Annotated in this window: 14 protein-coding genes; 9 read left to right on the top strand and 5 right to left on the bottom strand. The window is 74.2% G+C overall.

Annotation, left to right across the window (positions count from 1 at the left end; all coding sequences use genetic code 11):
• Positions 1-16: 16 nt before the first annotated feature.
• Positions 17-1,489: a PucR family transcriptional regulator gene (locus tag WA762_RS17485; RefSeq protein ID WP_443080613.1), complete on the top strand. Its 1,473-nt coding sequence runs from the start codon at positions 17-19 to the stop codon at positions 1,487-1,489.
• Between the two features lie 107 nt (positions 1,490-1,596).
• Here the strand turns inward: WA762_RS17485 and WA762_RS17480 are convergent, their stop codons facing one another.
• Entirely contained in the window at positions 1,597-3,081 is a 1,485-nt protein-coding gene (locus WA762_RS17480) for a lanthionine synthetase LanC family protein (protein WP_335936694.1), read from the bottom strand.
• A gap of 757 nt (positions 3,082-3,838) precedes the next feature.
• Between WA762_RS17480 and WA762_RS17475 the strand changes: the two genes are divergently transcribed.
• The 4 genes from WA762_RS17475 (at position 3,839) to WA762_RS17460 (ending at position 7,424) form a co-directional block, all read left to right on the top strand.
• Entirely contained in the window at positions 3,839-4,234 is a 396-nt protein-coding gene (locus WA762_RS17475; RefSeq protein WP_335936693.1) for a peptidase inhibitor family I36 protein, read from the top strand.
• Between the two features lie 243 nt (positions 4,235-4,477).
• Complete coding sequence (locus WA762_RS17470) at positions 4,478-5,635, top strand: acyl-CoA dehydrogenase family protein (protein ID WP_335936692.1); 1,158 nt, start codon at positions 4,478-4,480, stop codon at positions 5,633-5,635.
• Between the two features lie 18 nt (positions 5,636-5,653).
• Entirely contained in the window at positions 5,654-6,574 is a 921-nt protein-coding gene (locus WA762_RS17465; RefSeq protein ID WP_335936691.1) for an acyl-CoA thioesterase, read from the top strand.
• 112 nt (positions 6,575-6,686) lie between these two features.
• Positions 6,687-7,424 (top strand): SAM-dependent methyltransferase, encoded by a 738-nt coding sequence (locus WA762_RS17460; protein WP_335936690.1) that lies wholly within the window; start codon positions 6,687-6,689, stop codon positions 7,422-7,424.
• 169 nt (positions 7,425-7,593) lie between these two features.
• On the opposite strand, the gene WA762_RS17455 is transcribed toward WA762_RS17460, so the two are convergent.
• From WA762_RS17455 to WA762_RS17440, 4 genes are all read right to left on the bottom strand, one after another.
• Positions 7,594-8,373: a phosphatase gene (locus WA762_RS17455; protein ID WP_335936689.1), complete on the bottom strand. Its 780-nt coding sequence runs from the start codon at positions 8,371-8,373 to the stop codon at positions 7,594-7,596.
• A gap of 172 nt (positions 8,374-8,545) precedes the next feature.
• Positions 8,546-10,105 (bottom strand): DUF6056 family protein, encoded by a 1,560-nt coding sequence (locus tag WA762_RS17450; protein WP_335936688.1) that lies wholly within the window; start codon positions 10,103-10,105, stop codon positions 8,546-8,548.
• Positions 10,102-11,631, bottom strand: coding sequence for a glycosyltransferase (locus WA762_RS17445; RefSeq protein ID WP_335936687.1), 1,530 nt, complete (start codon positions 11,629-11,631; stop codon positions 10,102-10,104). The genes WA762_RS17450 and WA762_RS17445 overlap by 4 nt, the downstream gene beginning before the upstream one ends.
• A 473-nt stretch (positions 11,632-12,104) precedes the next feature.
• Positions 12,105-12,722: an SACE_7040 family transcriptional regulator gene (locus WA762_RS17440; RefSeq protein WP_335936686.1), complete on the bottom strand. Its 618-nt coding sequence runs from the start codon at positions 12,720-12,722 to the stop codon at positions 12,105-12,107.
• A 182-nt stretch (positions 12,723-12,904) separates the two neighbouring features.
• Here WA762_RS17440 and WA762_RS17435 point away from each other — a divergent pair, with 182 nt between their 5' ends.
• The 4 genes from WA762_RS17435 to WA762_RS17420 all read left to right on the top strand — a co-directional run bounded on the left by WA762_RS17435 (position 12,905) and on the right by WA762_RS17420 (position 18,895).
• The gene (locus WA762_RS17435) at positions 12,905-14,527 is read left to right on the top strand and encodes a carboxyl transferase domain-containing protein (RefSeq protein WP_335936685.1); all 1,623 of its coding nucleotides are present in this window, start codon (positions 12,905-12,907) and stop codon (positions 14,525-14,527) included.
• A gap of 7 nt (positions 14,528-14,534) precedes the next feature.
• The gene (locus WA762_RS17430; RefSeq protein ID WP_335936684.1) at positions 14,535-16,640 is read left to right on the top strand and encodes an ATP-binding protein; all 2,106 of its coding nucleotides are present in this window, start codon (positions 14,535-14,537) and stop codon (positions 16,638-16,640) included.
• A 76-nt stretch (positions 16,641-16,716) separates the two neighbouring features.
• Positions 16,717-17,655, top strand: a complete 939-nt coding sequence (locus WA762_RS17425; protein ID WP_335936683.1) for a hydroxymethylglutaryl-CoA lyase — start codon at positions 16,717-16,719, stop codon at positions 17,653-17,655.
• Positions 17,656-17,725: 70 nt separating this feature from the next.
• Positions 17,726-18,895 carry an acyl-CoA dehydrogenase family protein gene (locus WA762_RS17420; RefSeq protein ID WP_335936682.1) on the top strand — a complete coding sequence of 390 codons (1,170 nt, stop codon included), beginning with the start codon at positions 17,726-17,728 and terminating at the stop codon, positions 18,893-18,895.

The raw sequence follows: 18,895 nt of genomic DNA, 5'->3' as shown, positions 1-18,895 counted from the left end.
ATCATCGCCGTCATCGATGGATGGTTCGTCCATGCCGAAGGTCGTGGCAGGGGCCGCCCCGCCGCCCACTCCCCCGGTTCCGCTCACCGAGCTGCTCGCCCGTGAGGAGCTCGGGCTGCGCCGGATCGCGGGCCCGGCCGAGGCGGAGCTGTCGTGGGTGCACACCTCGGAGATGGCCGACCCGTACCCGTATCTGCTCGGCGGCGAGCTGGTGCTGAGCGCCGGGGTGCAGCTCAGGGACCCGGACGCCTATGTGTCCCGGCTGAGGGAGGCGGGGGCGGCGGCGCTGGGCTTCGGGGTGACCCCGGTGTTCGACACCGTGCCGCGGGCGCTGATCGAGGCGTGCGACCGGCGGGGGCTGCCGCTGCTGGAGGTGGGGCCGGAGACCCGGTTCACGGCGATCGCGCGGGCGGTGTGGCGGCTGATGGCCGAGGCCCGGCACCGTGAGCTGCGCCGGGTGACCCGCGCCCAGCAGGCCCTGGCCGCGGCGGCGGCCCGGCCGGATCCGGTGCCCACGGTGCTGCATCAACTGGCGGTGCAGCTGGAGGGCCGGGCGGTGCTGTTCGCCGCGGACGGCGAGGAGCTGCACGCGGCGGGCCGCCGCCCGGCGCCCGACGTCGGTGCGGCCCTGACCCGGCTGACCCGGGTGGTGTCCGCCGCGACCCGCCCCGCCCCGGCGTCCGCCACCGACACGGTGCGCGGGGCGCATCTGTCCGCGTACGCGCTGGGCGGCGGCCAGGGACTGGTCCTGGCGCTGGCCACGGACCGCCGCGCCGAGGGCGATCACACCATCGCCGGGATCGCGGTCGTCCTGCTGTCGCTGCTGGCCGCCCCGCACCAGGGGGCCGACGCGGCGGGCCGGTCCGCCGCGCTGGTACGGCTGCTGCTGGGCGCGGCCCCGGAAGACGTCGTGCCGCTTCTCGGCGGCGCGGAGCGGTGGACGGTGGTGCACGCCCGGCGCGCCGACGCCGCCCCCGTCGACCCGCTCACCGCGGGCGCGTTGGGCGCCGCGCTGGGCTCGGCCCTGGTGGACGCGGGCCGGGGCCGTGACGCCGTACGGGTGCTGGTCCCCGGCGACGAGCGGGTCACCCCGCAGCCGGGCTGGACGCTCGGCGCCTCCGCCCCCGCCGCGCTCGCCGCGCTGGAACTCGCGGACGGCCAGGCGTCCCGCGCCCTGGGCCGGGCCGTCGCGACCCGCACCCCGCTGGCCCACCACGCCGACACCGGGGCCGGTCTGGCCGCACTGGTCCCGCCCGAGCGGGCCGAGGCCCACGCCCGCGCCCTGCTCGCCCCGCTCACCGAGCCCCTGGCCGAGACCCTGCGCTGCTGGCTCAGCCTGCACGGCAGCTGGGACCGCACCGCCGCCGCCCTCCGGGTCCACCGCAACACGGTCCGCCAGCGCATCGCCCGGTGCGCCGCGCTGCTGGACGCGGACCTGGACGACATGGACGTCCGGACGGAGCTGTGGTTCGCGCTGCGGACCCGGTGAACGACCGGCCGGGAATCTCCCCGCGCCCGTCTCCTCCCCGCCGCCCCCGCCGTCCCTGCCCTTCCTGCCGTCCCCGCGTCCCCTGTCTCCCCTGCCCTCCTCGTCCGCTAACGCAGCCCGAGGCAGCCCAGCCAGTCGCGCGGGGCGTCGTGGGCGGCGGTGAGCAGCGCGCTCAGGGCCCCGGGGACGCCGACGAGCAGCGACCGCGCTTCACCGGGGGCGAAGACGCCCGAAGCGGAGGCGCCGGATACGCCGGATGTGGGGGCGCCGGGCGCGGGGGCGCCGAGCGCGGCACGGGCCAGCGCGGCGGGAAGCTCTCGGCCGAGGTGCTCCGCGAGACGGGCGCCGAGCGGTCCTGCGGCCGGGAGGCGGGCGTGCCGGTGGAACGCGTCGGCCACCACCAGCACGCCCGCCGCGCCGTGGCACAGCCCGAGTCGGTCGGTCAGCGGATCGCCGAAGAGGTGGACGTCCTCGTCGTACCGTTCCGCGAGGGTGCCGAACGCCTCCAGCGCCCAGTCGGCCAGGCTCCGGTCGCCCAGGGCGTCCGCCGCGTCCCAGAGGGCCCAGGTGACGCCGGGGTTGCCGTAGCACCACGCCTGACGGGCCCGCACCCCGGCGGGCGGCGGCCCGTCGAGCCCGGCGCCGTCCCAGCTCCGGACGGACCGGGCGTCGTCGAAGGACTGCCGCACCAGCCAGCGCGTGGCGCAGCGCAGGGCGTCCAGCATCTCCGGCCACGGCCCCACATGGCGGACGGCGGCGGTGAGCGCGGTGACCAGCCCGGCGACGCCGTGCCCCATGCCCGTGTTCACCCGGCCACGGAGCCGGCCCAGGCGCGGGTGGCCGGAGTACTGCCCGATGTGCAGCCGGCGCAGGTCGCCGCTGTCGCACAGTTCCGTCAAGTGCGCCGTATAGGGCATGAGTTGGCTGCGTTTCGGCTGTGCCGTGCCGACGCAGAGCGCCAGCAGGGTGCCGGACGGCCCGCTGATGAGGTCGTAGTCGGGCAGGCCGACGTCCGCCGTCCGCCAGGGACGCTCCCACGCCTTGTCCAGCAGATGGTCGCGCAGTCGGTCGGCGGCCCGGTGCAGGGGCGGGTGGATGCGGGCGCCGAGTCTGAGCCCGACGAGCGTTCCGGCCAGGCCCCCGTCGTACAGGCCGCAGTGGCCGGGGCCGCGGCCGATGGTCCGCGCCCAGGCCGCCACCGCGCGCCCGGCGCTCGCCGCGGCCGCCCGGGAGCCGGGAATCCCCCCACGCCCGGGAACCGCCCCGGAGCCGAGGGCCCGACCGGAACCACAGGCCCCGCTGAAGTCACGGGCCCCACTGGAGTCACGGGCCGGGCCGGGGCCGCGGGCCGCGCCCGGGGCGGAGGCCGCCGCGCCGGATTCCCGTTCCGCCGCCGGGCCGCACACCTCCGCGACCAGATGGGCCAGTACGGGAACGCCGGGGTCGGGGTCGGCCTTCCCGGCCTCGGTGAAGTCGTCGAGCAACCGGACGGCGGCGTCGAGGAGGGCGCCGTCGAGCACGGATGCGGAGGTGTCGAGTACGGAGGCGTCGGGGGTCGCGCGGTGCGGCGGTGCCTGGCTCCCTGGCTGCATCGAAGCTCCTCGTCGGGGAGCCACCGGGAACGGGCCCGGGTGACTCCGTTCAGCTCAACTCGTCGGTGGACAGTCGTCCGGGAGGTCGCCGCCGCCCCGCGTTCCGGTCGTCGCCGCCGGCCCGCGTCCGGTCGGCGGCGGGCGAGAGGGCGAGCAGCCGCGCGTATCCGGATCCCGGGCGGCCGGCCGGGGGGTCGCCTCCGCCGGCCCGGGGGCGCCGCGGTGTGCGGGAACGCCCGCGGCACGGGCCTGCCGACACCGGCGGCCGGGTTCGTGCCTCGTCGTCCGCGCGTTCGCGGCGCGCTTCGAGCCGTCCGCGGCGTCGTCGTGGGGGGCGGGCGCGCCGGATGGGACCGGGGCCGGTTCCGCCCGCTCGCTTCGGCCCGTTCCGTCCTGCTCCGGGCCCTTCGAGCAACCAGTTTCCCGCTCCGACGCCAGCTGAAAGAGATCTGGCGATTACTCGTATTTTGGACGGTTGTGCGCTTGGCGCAGCCCTCGGGAACGCGCCCGCGCCTGCGCGCCGTCGCAGGAAACCACCCCTCGGGGGGCGTCGACCGCGATCCGGAGCCGCCCGCGTCATGCGCCGGGGCGCGGCCCGGCGCCACGGGTCGCCCGGCGGGCCCAGCGCGCTTCGAGCGCCCCTTTCCGCGCCTGTCCGCGCAGGTCACGGCCGTGTCACGCTGCCGACGACCGGGGCCGCGGCCCTGATCGCCAGTACCAGCGGGAGACGCCAGGAAACAGGAAAGAGGCATCCGCCATGAACCGCTTCACCGCGCTCGCCGTCACCTCGATCGCCATGACCTTCGGTCTCGCCACCGGGCCTGCCGCCGCCTCGGCCGACGGGACCGCGTCCGCCCCGGCTCCGAGGACCGCCGCCGCCTACAACTGCAGCGCCGGGTACTTCTGCATCTACAGCGACTGGAACGGCGGCGGCACGCGCTGTCAGTGGTCGGACAAGAAGCGGGCGAACACCGCCGACGACTGCTCCTTCATCCAGCGCGGCACGAACGTCCGCTCCGTATGGAACTCGACGGGCCATCGCGTGCAGTACTACACGAAGACCAACTACAACAACCGCGTCGGTTCCACGGCCGCCGGCAAGGGCGGCAACCTCCAGGGCAACTACCAGATCCGCTCCTTCCAGCCGCAGTGACCGGGAGCGGAGGCCGGGGCCGGCGCGCGCCCGCGCCCGGCCCCGGCTCGGGCGGATGCGGCTTCGGAACCGCCCGGGCCGGGTGCCGCTCGTCACCCCGGGCGGACGACCCTGGACAGCGGCGGTGACCGCCGGGTAACTTCTGACATGGTCTGAGCAAGCGCTTAGCCAGTCCGGCAGGAGCGGCTCGCAGCAGAAGAGCGAAGCCGGTCGAACCCGCCCGAAGCTGATCAGGAGGCACCCGTGCGCCGTACGGTATTCGACGAGGACCACGAGGCGTTCCGGGAGACCATACGCGCCTTCATCGAGGCCGAGGTCGTCCCCCACTACGACGAGTGGTTCCAGCAGGGCATCGTGCCGCGCGAGTTCTACGGCAAGCTCGCCGAGCTGGGCCTGTTCGGCATCAACGTGCCCGAGGAGTTCGGCGGCGCGGGCCTGGAGACGCACAAGTTCGAGGCCATCCAGTACGAGGAGACCGCCCGCGCGGGCGTCAACTTCGGCGGCTCCGGGGTGCATGTGCTGCTGGCCCTGCCGTACATCAAGATGCTCGCCACGGAGGAGCAGAAGAAGCGCTATCTGCCGAAGTTCGTCTCCGGCGAGGAGATGTGGGCGCTGGCGATGACCGAGCCGGGCACCGGTTCCGACCTCGCGGGCATGAAGACCACCGCCAAGCTCTCGGACGACGGCTCCCACTACGTGCTCAACGGCGCCAAGACCTTCATCACCGGCGGCGTCCACGCCGACCGCGTGATCGTCTGCGCCCGCACCTCCGCGCCGACCGCCGAGGACCGCCGCTTCGGCATCTCCCTGTTCGCCGTCGACGCCGCGTCCGAGGGCTACTCGGTCGGCCGGAAGCTCGACAAGCTCGGCCTGCGCACGTCCGACACCGCCGAGCTGGCGTTCGTCGACGTGAAGGTGCCCGCCGCGGACCTGCTCGGCGAGGAGAACAAGGGCTTCTACTACCTCGGCCAGAACCTGCCGTCCGAGCGCTGGGGCATCGCCTACGGCGCGTACGCGCAGGCCCGGGCCGCCGTGGCGTTCGCCAAGCAGTACGTCCAGGAGCGCACGGTCTTCGGCAAGACGGTCGCGTCCTTCCAGAACACCAAGTTCGAACTGGCCGCCTGCCAGGCCGAGGTGGACGCCGCCGAGGCCGTCGCCGACCGCGCGCTGGAGGCCCTGGACGCCGGCGAGCTGACCGCCGCCGAGGCCGCGTCCGCCAAGCTGTTCTGCACCGAGGTCGCGCACCGCGTCATCGACCGCTGCCTCCAGCTGCACGGCGGCTACGGCTACATGAACGAGTACCCGATCGCCCGCCTCTACGCGGACAACCGGGTCAACCGCATCTACGGCGGCACCAACGAGGTCATGAAGTCGATCATCGCCAAGTCCATGGGCCTGTAGGACGGGCGCGTTCCTTCCATGAGCACGGCACTCGACTCCCTGCTCGATCTGCTCGACCTGGAGCGGATCGAGCAGGACATCTTCCGGGGGACCAGCCGTCCCGCGGTCATCCCCCGGGTGTTCGGCGGTCAGGTCGCGGCCCAGGCGCTGGTCGCCGCGGGCCGCACCGTCCCCGGCGCCGGAACGAACGGCTCCGGCCCGGCCTCCGGTCCGGGGCTCGCGATCCCGGCGGCCCACTCCCTGCACGCGTACTTCCTGCGGCCCGGCGACCCGGGCGCGCCGATCGTCTACGACGTCGACCGCATCCGGGACGGCCGTTCCTTCACCACCCGCCGGGTCGTCGCCGTCCAGCACGGTCAGCCGGTCTTCCACCTCTCGGCGTCCTTCCAGACGTACGAGGAGGGGCTGGAGCACCAGGCGGCGATGCCGCCCGCCCCGGACCCGGAGACGCTGCCGACGGCCGAGGAGTCGCTGCCCCGGTACGCGGACCGGTTCAGCGATCCGGGAATGCTGGACCGGCTGATCGAGGCGCGGGCCGCGGTCGATCTGCGGTATGTGGACGCCCCGCCGTTCGCCACGGTCGGGGAGGCCCGCGAGCCGCGGTCCCAGGTGTGGTTCCGCACCCGCGGCAAGCTCGCCGACGACCCGCTGCTGCACGTCTGCATGGCCACGTACGTCTCGGACATGACGCTGCTCGACTCGGTGCTGCTGGCCCATGGGCGCGGCGGCTGGGCGGTCGGTGACGTGGTCGGGGCGAGCCTGGACCACGCCATGTGGTTCCACCGGCCGTTCCGGGCCGACGAATGGCTGCTGTACGACCAGGAGTCGCCGTCCGCGTCCGGCGGACGCGGGCTCGGCCAGGCCCGCATCTACACGCAGGACGGACGGCTGGCGATCACCGTCATCCAGGAGGGCGTGGTCCGCGTCCCCCGCCGCTGAACGGCACGGCCCCGACGGCGAGTCGAACGGCGGCCGGCCGGAGCCGGGCGGACGGCGGCGGCGGCGGCGAAATCCTGGTGCGTTCCGGGCACGACCCTGGCACGCTGCGCCGATGAATCGCGAACAGATCTCCGGGATCGCCCACACCCACCACCCGATCAAGTCCCCGCTCGACGACGAGTCCGTGCGCCGCCTGCTGGAACAGGGGCTGCCGCGCGGCGACGGGCGGGTGCTCGACCTCGGGTGCGGCAGCGGGGAATGGCTGCTGCGCGCCCTGGCGGCGAACCCCCGGCTGCGGGCGGAGGGGGTCGACGTCTCCCCGGAGGCGCTGGACCTGGCCCGCCGGAACGCGCTGCGCCTCGGCGTCGAGGACCGTCTGACCCTCCACCACCGCGACGCCGAGGACTTCGCCTCCCCGCACGGCTTCGACCTGGTGCTCAGCGTCGGGGCCGCGCATGTCTTCGGCGGGCTGCTGCCCACCCTGGCCGCGGCCCGCGGGCATCTGGCCCCCGGTGGGAGGGTGCTCGTCGGCGACGGCTTCTGGGACCGCGCGCCCTCCCCGGAGGCCGTCGAGATGCTGGGGGACTTCGCCGACCTGGCGACCACCGTGGACCGGGTCGTCGCCGACGGCTGGATCCCGGTGCAAGGCCATGTCAGCTCCCGCGCCGAACTGGACGCCTACGAGTGGGCGTGCTGGGGCACGCTCGCGTCGTGGGCCCTGGACCACCCGGACCACCCGGACCACGCCCAGGTGCTCGACACGGCCCACGTCCGCCGCTCCGAATGGCTGCGCGTCTACCGGGACACCTGGGGATTCGTCTCCCTGGTCCTGCGCCGGACGGACGGCTGACCTTCCCGCCCGCGTCGGCCGGGCGGCTGCCCCCGGTCCCGCGCCGGACGGGCGGCCGGTCTTCCCGCCCGCGTCGGCCGACGCCCGCGCCGCCGGGTCCTCCGTACGGGTCCGGCCCCCGTACGGGCTCCGGCGGCGCTTCCCGGTGTACGGGCCCCGGCGGGCCGGGTCAGAGCAGGCCCGCCGCCGCCAGCAGGTAGTCGGTGAGCGGCTCGTAGAAGCGGGGGTCCAGCACATGGTCGTCCAGCGGCACGACCGCCTGGAGCGTCCCCTCCGCCTCCCCGAGGAACAGCGCCGGGTCGTTGCAGTCCGCGTACCCCACCGCGTCCAGCCCGCGTTGCCCGGCGCAGCCCGCCCAGCCGTGGTCGGCCACCACCAGTTCGGGCTGCGGGCGGCCCTCCCGTTCCAGACCGTCCAGGATCGCGGCCATCGGGGCGGGCGAGTGGGTGTGCCAGAGCGTCGCGCCCCGCTCCTGCACCGCCACGTCCGCGACCTGGAACACCATCCCCTCGTCGGCCATCAGCCCCGAGGGGATCCGCACGATCTCGCATCCGGCCTCGCGCAGCGCCTGCGCCGTCCGCCGGTGCACGTCGAGGAGACCGCCCGGGTGTCCGGTCGCGAACAGGACCCGTTCCGAGCCCTCCGCCGCCTTCCGCAGCCGCGCCGCCATCCGTTCCAGGGCGTCGACCGTCAGCTCCGGGTCGATGGTGTCCTGCCCGAACCGGTGCTCCGGGTCGTCGTTGACCCCGCAGCGCTCGGCCATCACCGCCAGCACGTCCTGCTCGTCGCGCCACCGGTCGCCGAGCTCCAGCCCCAGCCAGTAATGGCGGTCGCCGTTGGCGAGGTGCCGGTAGTGGGCGAGGTTGTTGTCCCGGGGTGTGGCGACGTCACCGGCGATGCGCGTGCGGACGAGGTGTTCGACGAGGGCGGCGCGGCTGGGTATCGGCATGAACCCATTGTGCCGTCAGGTGTGCGCAGTGTGCCCGGCTCTTGCCACGACCGGGCGGGGACCGCAGCGGGAGCGGGGCGGGGGGCGGGGCCCCGGGCGACCGGCCGCGCCCTCCGGGAACGGCGGTGCGGCGGTTCAGCGGCCCGGCGGCCCGGTCGCCCCGGTCGGCCGCTCAGGGCAGCCGGGTCGCGTACGTGATCTTCTTCAGGTGGTAGTAGCGGGCGACGCACGAGGCGGGCCACGGCCTCGTCCCGTTGCCGCCGAACGGCTCCCCCATCCCGCTGACCGACACCGGCGTGTACGGGAGCACCTGGGCGCCGCGCGCGGCCCCCGCCCGGAGCGCGCGGTCCTGGCGGTCCCAGAGCCGGGCGCGTACGTCCATCCGCTCCTCCAGCGCCAACAGCGGGGCCGCCAGACCGACGCAGGTCAGGACGCACAGGCTCGCCGCGACCGCCGCCGTCGCCGTGCGCGCCACCCGCCCCCGGGCGCGCAGCGCGCGTCCCAGCAGGGCCCCGGCGCAGACCAGCAGCAGCACGTACAGCAGCAGGAAGTCGCCCCAGACCCGCGGCGCGACCACCACGCTCGCCCCGAAGGCCGGGTAGGCGACGACGGTGCAGAGGTAGCCGGAGACCAGGAAGGCCAGGACCCCGGCGAGGAGCAGGGCGAGCGGGCGACACCCCGGCCCCGCGCCCTCCTCCCCCGCCTCCGGCCGCGCGTCGTCCGGTCGCGGCCGGTCGCGGCGCACCAGCAGACCCAGGAGCACGCCGACGGCGACCGCCCCCAGGTACTGCCAGGTCGTGAGGACCGTGATCAGGATGTCCCCGAAGGCCCGCAGCGCATCGCCCAGCGCCCGCGGGGCGAGCACGGCGGTGGAGTCGGCCCCGAACCGCTCACGCCGGGTGCGGGCGCCCGGTGACAGGTACAGGATGGCCGCCCCGATCACGACCCCGGCGAAGGCGACCGCGCACCAGACGCGGGTGCGGGTCCGGCCCGGCCCGGGGGCGGCCCGGCGGCTGAGCAGCAGGACGGTCACGAGCAGCACCAGGGCGACCACCGCAGTCTCCTCCGACAGCGTGCCGATGAAGACCCCCGTCACGAACGCGACGGCCGGCGCGAACGCCCGGCCCCGGCGGGTCCGCGCCCGCAGCAGCGGGATCACGGCGGCGCAGGCCAGGACCGGGGAAACGGTGTGCGAGACGGAGGAGGCGGGCCAGTAGAACACCTTGTACGGGTTCGACGTGGCCAGGAAGAAGACCGCCGCCGCCGTCGCCGCCACCAGCAGCGGGAGGCCGCGCGGGGCGCTCAGCCGCGCCCGGCCCAGCGCGGAGACGATCAGCGCCCACAGGATGGCCAGCATGACCACGCCGCTGACCAGGGCGAACCACTGATGGCCGGCCACGCCGAAGGCTCCGTACGCGACGACCAGCAGCGCGTTGGCGATCCGCCCGTTGTCCTGGAGGTAGAACTTCGCGATCATCCCGGCGGCGCCCTCGTCGCGCACGACCGGGAGGAAGCACCAGTCGTCCGCGCCCGGACGGACCAGGCGGCCGATCCAGAAGGCCGCGCCGAGCAGGGCCAGCGGCAGGGCGGCGAGCGGCGGCAGGGCGTGGGCCGCCGCCCCGCGCGCGACGCGGCGCCGGACGGGATCGGGGCCCGGGCGGGACTCTCCCGGGCCCGGCCGCCGGCCGCCCCGGGACCGTTCGCCGGCGGTCTTCGGCGTCTCGGCGGTCATGTGCGCTGGGCCTTCCGTACGGTGCTCGCGTCGTGCGTGGTCACGAGGTGCGCGTCCGGGGACGCGGCGGGGGCGGCGCCCGGGGCGGCGCGTCGGCGGCTCAGGTCGGCGCCGGAGTCGATGGCCCAGCGGGCGAGCAGGAACGAGAAGGGCGTGGCGAGAACGCCGGCGGCGAGGGCCGCGACGTTCTTGCCCAGGCCCAGCCGGCTGACGCCGAGATAGAGCAGGACGCCGGTGAGCACGAGATTGACCAGGCTCGACAGCGGATACCGGAAGAGGGCCTGCCAGGTCGGTCTCGTGCGGCAGGTGATGTACGAGTTGAGCAGGAACGATCCCAGAACGCTGACCGTGTATCCGATGACGTGCGCGGCCAGATAGGGAATCCAGCGGTTCAGCGAGGCGTAGACCGCCAGATATACCGCCGTGTTGACGACGCCGATGACCGCGAACGCGATGAACTGGCGCGCGGTGCGGAATCTGGACGCCCCGATCGCGGTGGCCCCGGCCCGTTGCGCGCGCGGCCGGACGGTCCCGGGGGCGGGCGGTTCCCCGCGGTTCCGGCCCTCCGCCGATTTCGCGGCGCGTGCGGCCGCCTTCGCGGATTCGTTCGTTTCCCGTACCACGTAGTGCGGGCGGCGTTTCGCCTCGGAATAGATGCGCCCCACGTATTCGCCGATGACGCCGAGCGTCGCGAGCTGGATTCCGCCGAGGGCGACGACGGTGGTCAGCAGGGTGGTGTAGCCGGGCACGACGACGCCGTGCAGGGTCACCTCGGTGATGATCCACAGGGCGTACCCCAGCGCCGTGAGGGCGAGCGCGAGACCGGCGTGGATGGCCAGGCGCAGCGGGCGGCTGTTGAAGGAGATCAGGCCGTCGATGCCGTAGTTGAGCAGCCGTCTGCCGCCCCACTTCGAGCGGCCCGCCGCGCGCTGGATGTTCCGGTAGGTGAAGCTGACGGTGTCGAAGCCGATCCACGAGAAGATGCCCTTGGAGAACCGGTTCGTCTCGGGCAGCGCGAGCACGGCGTCCACGGCGCTGCGGGACAGCAGCCTGAAGTCGCCCTCGCCGTCCACCACCTCGACGTCCATGCACCGACCCACGGCCCGGTAGTAGGCGGAGCTGAGGAGGGTGCGCAGGGCCCCCTCGCCCGTGCGGTCCCGGCGCGCGACGACCTGGTCGTAGCCGCGGTGGCGCAGTTCCAGCATGCGGGGCAGCAGCTCGGGCGGGTGCTGGAGGTCGGCGTCCATGAGGACCACGCAGTCGCCGCGGGACATGCGCAGGCCCGCGAGCATGGCGGCCTCCTTGCCGAAGTTGCGGCTGAAGGAGGTGTAGCGGACCCGCCGGTCCGCGGTGGCGAGCGAACCGATTCTGGTCCTGGTCCGGTCGCTGCTGCCGTCGTCGACATAACAGATTTCGAAGGTCCGGCGGGTCGCTTCGAGGGCGGAGAGCAGTTCACCGTGAAACGCGTCGATCACCTCGTCCTCATTGAAACAGGGGACGACGACCGAGACCTGACATGTTTTCATTCGAATTCCCCCTCAGGCATGGCGGGACGACTCAAACCATATGCCTGGGAATCACCGCGACACTCCGACCGGCGGTGCGCATGGAGGAAAAGAGAAAGGAATCCCGGGAACGGCCTCTTCACCGGACCGGTCGTCCGTATATCCGCCCATCATTCATAAGCCCGGGGCGGAGCCGGTACGCGTTCGTTCATCGACGGACACGATCAGCGCGCTTTCCGCATGCATACGGAACCCATTCGGAAAGCGCACGGAAAGCATTCGGAACGCGTTCCGCACGCGCGTCGACTGCCGACCGAACGCGTTCGGCGCGCATTCGGCGCGGGGGCGGACGCCCGCCCGCGGAACCGGACACGCGCCCGCGGGCGCGGCCGGAAGCGGGGAACAGCTCCCCCGAGGGCGGTCCCGCGATCCGTTGCGGCCCCCTCACCGGCAGCCCCCCTCACTGACGGGCCGCCCTCACCGGCGGGCCACCCTCAGCGGCGGGCCGCCGCCTCGAACGCGCCCCGCGCCAGCCGGTGCAGCAGCGCCGCCGTGTCCGCGCGGTCCGGCCGGGCGTCGGGGCGGCCCAGGTGCGGGGTCGAGTTCAGCAGCCCGAAGACGGCGTGGACCGCGGCGCGCGCCTCGTGCTCGGGCAGGTCGGCGTAGAGCTCGCGGACGACGTCCACCCACACCTCGACGTACTGCCGCTGGAGCTGGCGGACCCGCTTGCGGTCGTCGTCCCGGAGGCGGTCCAGCTCGCGGTCGTGGAGGGTGATCAGCGGGCGGTCGTCGAGGGCGAAGTCGATGTGCCCCTCGATGAGCGCGTCCAGCAGGGCCTGCGGCGAGCCGTCCGGGCGGGCCGCGTCCTCCGACACCCGCAGCCGCCCGCCGGCCAGCAGCCGCTCGCTGATGCCGACCAGCAGTTCGGCGAGCATCGCGTCCTTGCCGGGGAAGTGCCGGTAGAGCCCGGGGCCGCTGATGCCGACCGCGGCGCCTATCTCGTCGACGCCGACGCCGTGGAAACCGCGCTCGGCGAAGAGGCGGGCGGCCTCCTTGAGGATCTGCTCGCGGCGGGTGGTGGCCGCGACGCGGGCGGCGGCGTTGGTGCTCATGGGGATTCATTCTAGACAACCCTGTTAGCGCTCGTTAACCTGAAGGCGAGAGTCGTTAACGCTCACTAACCACGCCGTCGGGCGACGACGACCGCGAGCAGCGGCCGCGCGGCACGGACGGCGGCGGGACAGCGGCACGGACGGCGGCAGGAACGGCGCTACGGGCAAGGGGGCTCGACACGATGCAGCAGGCACCGGTGCTGGTGAGCGCGGCGGATCCCGCCTCCGCCGCCTGGCAGGCCAACGAGGCGGCGCATCTGGCGCTCGCCGACGAGCTGCGCGCGCGGCTCGCCGCGGCCAGGCTGGGCGGGGGCGAGCGGGCCCGCGCCCGGCATGTGGCGCGCGGCAAGCTGCTGCCGCGCGACCGGGTGGACACCCTGCTCGACCCGGGTTCCCCGTTCCTGGAGCTGGCCCCGCTGGCGGCCGAGGGGCTGTACGGGGGCGCCGCCCCGGCGGCCGGGGTGATCGCGGGCATCGGCCGGGTCGGCGGCCGCGAGTGCGTGATCGTCGCCAACGACGCCACCGTCAAGGGCGGCACGTACTACCCGATGACGGTGAAGAAGCACCTGCGCGCCCAGGAGGTGGCGCTGGAGAACCGGCTCCCCTGCCTCTACCTGGTCGACTCCGGCGGCGCCTTCCTGCCGATGCAGGACGAGGTCTTCCCCGACCGGGAGCACTTCGGCCGGATCTTCTACAACCAGGCCCGGATGTCCGGCGCGGGCATCCCGCAGATCGCCGCCGTCATGGGCTCGTGCACGGCCGGCGGGGCGTACGTCCCCGCGATGAGCGACGAGGCCGTCATCGTCCGGAACCAGGGCACGATCTTCCTGGGCGGCCCGCCGCTGGTGAAGGCGGCGACCGGCGAGGTCGTGACGGCGGAGGAGCTGGGCGGCGGCGAGGTGCACTCCCGCACCTCCGGCGTGACCGACCACCTCGCCGAGGACGACGCGCACGCGCTGCGGATCGTGCGGAACATCGTCGCCACGCTGCCGGAGCGCGGGGCGCCGCCGTGGACGGTGCGCCCGGTCGAGGAGCCGAAGGCCGACCCCGCCGGGCTGTACGGGGCCGTCCCCGTCGACTCGCGTACGCCGTACGACGTGCGCGAGGTGATCGCCCGGGTGGTGGACGGCTCGCGGTTCGCGGAGTTCAAGGCGGAGTACGGCACGACGCTGGTCACCGGCTTCGCCCACGTCCACGGCCACCCGGTCGGGATCGTCGCCAACAACGGCATCCTGTTCTCCGAGTCCGCCCAGAAGGGCGCGCACTTCATCGAGCTGTGCGACCAGCGCGGCATCCCGCTGGTCTTCCTCCAGAACATCTCGGGCTTCATGGTGGGCCGCGACTACGAGGCCGGCGGCATCGCCAAGCACGGCGCGAAGATGGTGACGGCCGTCGCCTGCACCCGCGTGCCGAAGCTGACGGTGGTGGTCGGCGGCTCGTACGGCGCGGGCAACTACTCCATGTGCGGCCGGGCCTACTCCCCCCGCTTCCTGTGGATGTGGCCCAACGCGAAGATCTCCGTCATGGGCGGCGAGCAGGCCGCCTCCGTCCTCGCGACGGTCAAGCGCGACCAGCTGGGCGACGACTGGAGCGCGGCGGACGAGGAGGCGTTCAAGGCCCCGATCCGCCGGCAGTACGAGACCCAGGGCAACGCCTACTACGCCACGGCACGGCTCTGGGACGACGGCGTGATCGACCCCACGGAGACCCGGCAGGTCCTGGGACTCGCCCTGACCGCGTGCGCGAACGCCCCGCTCCCCCACAAGGACCCTGCGGCGCCCGGCTTCGGCGTCTTCCGGATGTGAGGAACAGATGACGATGTTCGACACCGTTCTGGTCGCCAACCGGGGCGAGATCGCCGTACGGGTCATCCGTACGCTGCGCGCGCTCGGCGTCCGCTCGGTCGCCGTGTTCAGCGACGCGGACGCGGACGCCCGGCACGTGCGGGAGGCCGACGCCGCGGTGCGGATCGGGCCCGCGCCCGCCGCGCTGAGCTATCTGAACGTGCCCGCGCTGCTGGACGCGGCCCGCCGCGCCGGGGCGCAGGCCGTCCACCCCGGTTACGGCTTCCTCGCCGAGAACGCGGGCTTCGCCCGGTCCTGCGCGGAGGCGGGCCTGGTCTTCATCGGCCCGCCCGCCGACGCCATCGCGCTGATGGGCGACAAGATCCGGGCCAAGGAGACGGTCGCGGCGGCCGGCGTCCCGGTGGTGCCGGGCTCCTCCGGGACCGGGCTCACCGACGCCCAGCTGACCGAAGCGGCGCGCGAGATCGGCGCCCCCGTCCTGCTGAAGCCCTCCGCGGGCGGCGGCGGCAAGGGCATGCGGCTGGTGCGCGACGAGACCCTCCTCGCGGACGAGATCGCCGCCGCCCGGCGCGAGGCCCGCGCCTCCTTCGGCGACGACACCCTGCTGGTGGAGCGGTGGATCGACCGGCCCCGGCACATCGAGATCCAGGTGCTGGCCGACGCCCACGGCGGCGTGGTCCACCTCGGGGAGCGCGAGTGCTCGCTCCAGCGCCGCCACCAGAAGATCATCGAGGAGGCGCCGTCGGTCCTGCTCGACGAGGAGACCCGGGCGGCGATGGGCGAGGCCGCCGTGCAGGCGGCCCGCTCCTGCGGCTACGTCGGCGCGGGCACGGTGGAGTTCATCGTCCCGGGCAACGACCCGGCGTCGTACTTCTTCATGGAGATGAACACCCGCCTCCAGGTCGAGCACCCGGTCACCGAGCTGATCACCGGCCTGGACCTGGTCGAGTGGCAGCTGCGGGTCGCGGCGGGCGAGCGGCTGCCGTACGCGCAGCGGGACATCACGCTCACCGGGCACGCCGTCGAGGCCCGGATCTGCGCCGAGGACCCCGCCCGCGGCTTCCTGCCGTCCGGCGGCACGGTGCTCGCGCTGCGCGAGCCGCAGGGCCACGGCGTGCGCACCGACTCCGGGCTGCGCGCGGGCGGCGAGGTCGGCAGCCTGTACGACCCGATGCTGTCCAAGGTCATCGCGTACGGCCCCGACCGGGCCTCCGCGCTGCGCGGGCTGCGTGCCGCGCTCGCGGGCACGGTGATCCTCGGCGTGCCGACGAACGCCGGCTTCCTGCGCCGGCTGCTGGCCCACCCGGCGGTGGCGGCGGGCGACCTGGACACCGGTCTGGTGGAGCGCGAGGCCGACGGGCTGGTCCCCGAGGGCGTGCCGGAGGAGGTGTACGCGGCGGCGGCGCTGCTGCGGCGGTCCGCCGGGGCCGACGCCCCGGAGACGTCCTCCGGCTGGGTGGACCCGTTCTCGGTGCCCAGCGGCTGGCGGCTGGGCGGCACCCCGGCCCGCACGGTGTACGACTTCCGGCTGCCGGGCCGCGACCCGGTGCAGGTCTCGCTGCGCCCCCGCGCGACGGACGTCGAGCTGGCGTTCGGCCATGTCGGGGAGGGCGCGGAGCCGCCCGCGCCCGAGACGGGCGCCTGCGGCCCGGCGGCCCCGACGCCCGGCGGCCGGGAGACGGCCCGCACGGTCGAGCGGTCCGAGGACCGCCTCGTCATCGAGCTCTCCGGCGTCACCCACGCGTTCGCCTACGCCACCGCCCCGGACGGGGTGTGGCTGGGCCGGGACGGCGACACCTGGCACGTGCGGGACCACGACCCGGTGGAGGCGGCGCTGGCCGGGGCCGCCCGGTCCGGCGCGGACACCCTCGCCGCCCCGATGCCGGGCACCGTCACCGTGGTGAAGGTGGCCGTCGGGGACGAGGTCGCGGCCGGTCAGAGCCTGCTCGTCGTCGAGGCGATGAAGATGGAGCACGTCATCTCCGCCCCGCACGCCGGGACGGTGACCGAGCTGGACGTGACCGCCGGGGCCACGGTCGCCATGGACCAGATCCTGGCCGTCGTCGCCCCCGCCGAAGCCGCCGCCTCCGCCGGACCCGGGGAGGACGCGTGACCACGCGCCCCGGCGAGGACCGCACGACCACGTGCCCCGGCGAGGACCCCACCACCACGCATCCGGGGAGGACCGCATGACACCCCGCACCCTGCCCATGACCGTGCCCGCCCAGGACCTCCCGCCCCGGGTGCGCATCCACGAGGTCGGCGCCCGCGACGGGCTGCAGAACGAGAAGGCCGTCGTGCCGACGGAGGTGAAGGCGGAGTTCATCCACCGCCTCGCCGCGGCCGGACTGACCACGATCGAGGCGACCAGCTTCGTGCATCCCAAGTGGGTGCCCCAACTGGCCGACGCGGAGGAGCTGTTCCCCCGGCTCCACGACATCGGCGCAGTCGCCCTGCCGGTCCTCGTGCCGAACGAACGCGGCCTGGACCGGGCCCTGGCGCTCGGGGCCCGCCGCATCGCCGTGTTCGGCTCGGCCACCGAGACGTTCGCCTCCCGCAACCTCAACCGCACGATCGCCGAGTCGCTCGCCATGTTCGAGCCGGTCGTCGCCCGCGCCAAGGACGACAAGGTGCACGTCCGGGGCTATCTGTCGATGTGCTTCGGCGACCCGTGGGAGGGACCCGTCCCGGTCCACCAGGTCGTCCGGGTCGCGAAGGCGCTGATGGACCTCGGCTGCGACGAGCTGTCCCTGGGCGACACCATCGGCGTCGCCACGCCCGGCCACGTCCTGGACCTGCTCTCCGAGCTGAACGAGGAGGGCGTGCGCACCCACACCATCGGGGTGCACTTCCACGACACCTACGGCCAGGCCCTCGCCAACACCCTCGCCGCGCTCCAGCACGGGGTGACCACCGTGGACGCCTCGGCGGGCGGCCTCGGCGGCTGCCCGTACGCGAAGAGCGCGACCGGGAACCTCGCCACCGAGGACCTCGTGTGGATGCTCGACGGTCTCGGCATCGAGACCGGGGTCGACCTCGACGCGCTCACCGCCACCAGCGTGTGGCTCGCCGAGCGGCTGGGCCGCCCCAGCCCGTCCCGTACCGTCCGCGCGCTCGCGGGCCGGTGACCACCGTCATGCGGCGCCGTGCGTGCCCGTCCCCCTCCCCGTCCCAGTCGCCCACAAGGAGTGACCTGCCATGTCCCTGGACCACCGGCTGACCGCCGAACACGAGGAACTGCGGCGTACCGTCGAGGAGTTCGCGCATGATGTGATCGCCCCGAAGATCGGTGACTTCTACGAGCGCCATGAGTTCCCGTACGAGATCGTGCGGGAGATGGGACGGATGGGACTGTTCGGTCTGCCGTTCCCGGAGGAGTACGGCGGCATGGGCGGGGACTACCTCGCCCTCGGGATCGCCCTGGAGGAGCTGGCCCGGGTCGACTCGTCCGTGGCGATCACCCTGGAGGCCGGGGTGTCGCTGGGCGCGATGCCCGTCTTCCGCTTCGGCACGGAGGAGCAGAAGCGGACGTGGCTGCCGAGGCTGTGCGCGGGCGAGGCGCTCGGCGCGTTCGGTCTGACCGAGCCCGAGGCCGGCTCGGACGCGGGCGGCACCCGTACGACGGCGGTGCGCGACGAGGCCGCCGGCGAGTGGGTGATCAACGGCTCGAAGTGCTTCATCACCAACTCCGGCACCGACATCACGGACCTGGTCACGGTCACGGCCGTCACCGGCCGCAAGGAGAACGGCGCCCCGCTCATCTCCTCGATCATCGTCCCGTCCGGCACCCCCGGCTTCACCGTCGCCGCCCCGTACTCCAAGGTCGGCTGGAACGCGTCGGACACCCGCGAGCTGTCCTTCACCGACGTCCGCGTCCCGCTGGGCAACCTGCTGGGCGAGGAGGGCCGGGGCTACGCGCAGTTCCTGCGCATCCTCGACGAGGGCCGGATCGCCATCGCCGCCCTGGCCACGGGCCTGGCGCAGGGCTGCGTGGACGAGTCGGTGAAGTACGCGCACGAGCGCCACGCGTTCGGCCGTCCGATCGGCGCCAACCAGGCCCTCCAGTTCAAGATCGCCGACATGGAGACCCGGGCCCACATGTCCCGCGTCGGCTGGCGCGACGCGGCGTCCCGCCTGGTCGCCGACGAGCCGTTCAAGAAGGAGGCGGCGATCGCGAAGCTGTACTCGTCGACGGTCGCGGTGGACAACGCCCGCGACGCGACGCAGATCCACGGCGGCTACGGCTTCATGAACGAGTACCCGGTGGCCCGGATGTGGCGCGACTCCAAGATCCTGGAGATCGGCGAGGGCACGAGCGAGGTCCAGCGCATGCTGATCGCCCGGGAACTGGGCCTCCCGACGGCCTGA

The sequence above is a fragment of the Streptomyces tyrfis genome, assembly GCF_037034285.1.
Lineage (GTDB): Bacteria > Actinomycetota > Actinomycetes > Streptomycetales > Streptomycetaceae > Streptomyces.
The sequence above is the reverse complement of the archived record's forward strand: the minus strand, read 5'-3'. Positions and strand labels throughout refer to the sequence as shown.

Excerpts from the sequence above, each read along its gene's own strand:
- WA762_RS17475 (WP_335936693.1), top strand. The coding sequence starts at position 3,839 with ATGAACCGCTTCACCGCGCTCGCCGTCACCTCGATCGCCATGACCTTC.
- WA762_RS17485 (WP_443080613.1), top strand. The coding sequence starts at position 17 with ATGGATGGTTCGTCCATGCCGAAGGTCGTGGCAGGGGCCGCCCCGCCG.
- WA762_RS17440 (WP_335936686.1), bottom strand. The coding sequence starts at position 12,722 with ATGAGCACCAACGCCGCCGCCCGCGTCGCGGCCACCACCCGCCGCGAG.
- WA762_RS17435 (WP_335936685.1), top strand. The coding sequence starts at position 12,905 with ATGCAGCAGGCACCGGTGCTGGTGAGCGCGGCGGATCCCGCCTCCGCC.
- WA762_RS17425 (WP_335936683.1), top strand. The coding sequence starts at position 16,717 with ATGACACCCCGCACCCTGCCCATGACCGTGCCCGCCCAGGACCTCCCG.
- WA762_RS17460 (WP_335936690.1), top strand. The coding sequence starts at position 6,687 with ATGAATCGCGAACAGATCTCCGGGATCGCCCACACCCACCACCCGATC.
- WA762_RS17480 (WP_335936694.1), bottom strand. The coding sequence starts at position 3,081 with ATGCAGCCAGGGAGCCAGGCACCGCCGCACCGCGCGACCCCCGACGCC.
- WA762_RS17455 (WP_335936689.1), bottom strand. The coding sequence starts at position 8,373 with ATGCCGATACCCAGCCGCGCCGCCCTCGTCGAACACCTCGTCCGCACG.
- WA762_RS17465 (WP_335936691.1), top strand. The coding sequence starts at position 5,654 with ATGAGCACGGCACTCGACTCCCTGCTCGATCTGCTCGACCTGGAGCGG.
- WA762_RS17420 (WP_335936682.1), top strand. The coding sequence starts at position 17,726 with ATGTCCCTGGACCACCGGCTGACCGCCGAACACGAGGAACTGCGGCGT.
- WA762_RS17430 (WP_335936684.1), top strand. The coding sequence starts at position 14,535 with ATGACGATGTTCGACACCGTTCTGGTCGCCAACCGGGGCGAGATCGCC.
- WA762_RS17445 (WP_335936687.1), bottom strand. The coding sequence starts at position 11,631 with ATGAAAACATGTCAGGTCTCGGTCGTCGTCCCCTGTTTCAATGAGGAC.
- WA762_RS17450 (WP_335936688.1), bottom strand. The coding sequence starts at position 10,105 with ATGACCGCCGAGACGCCGAAGACCGCCGGCGAACGGTCCCGGGGCGGC.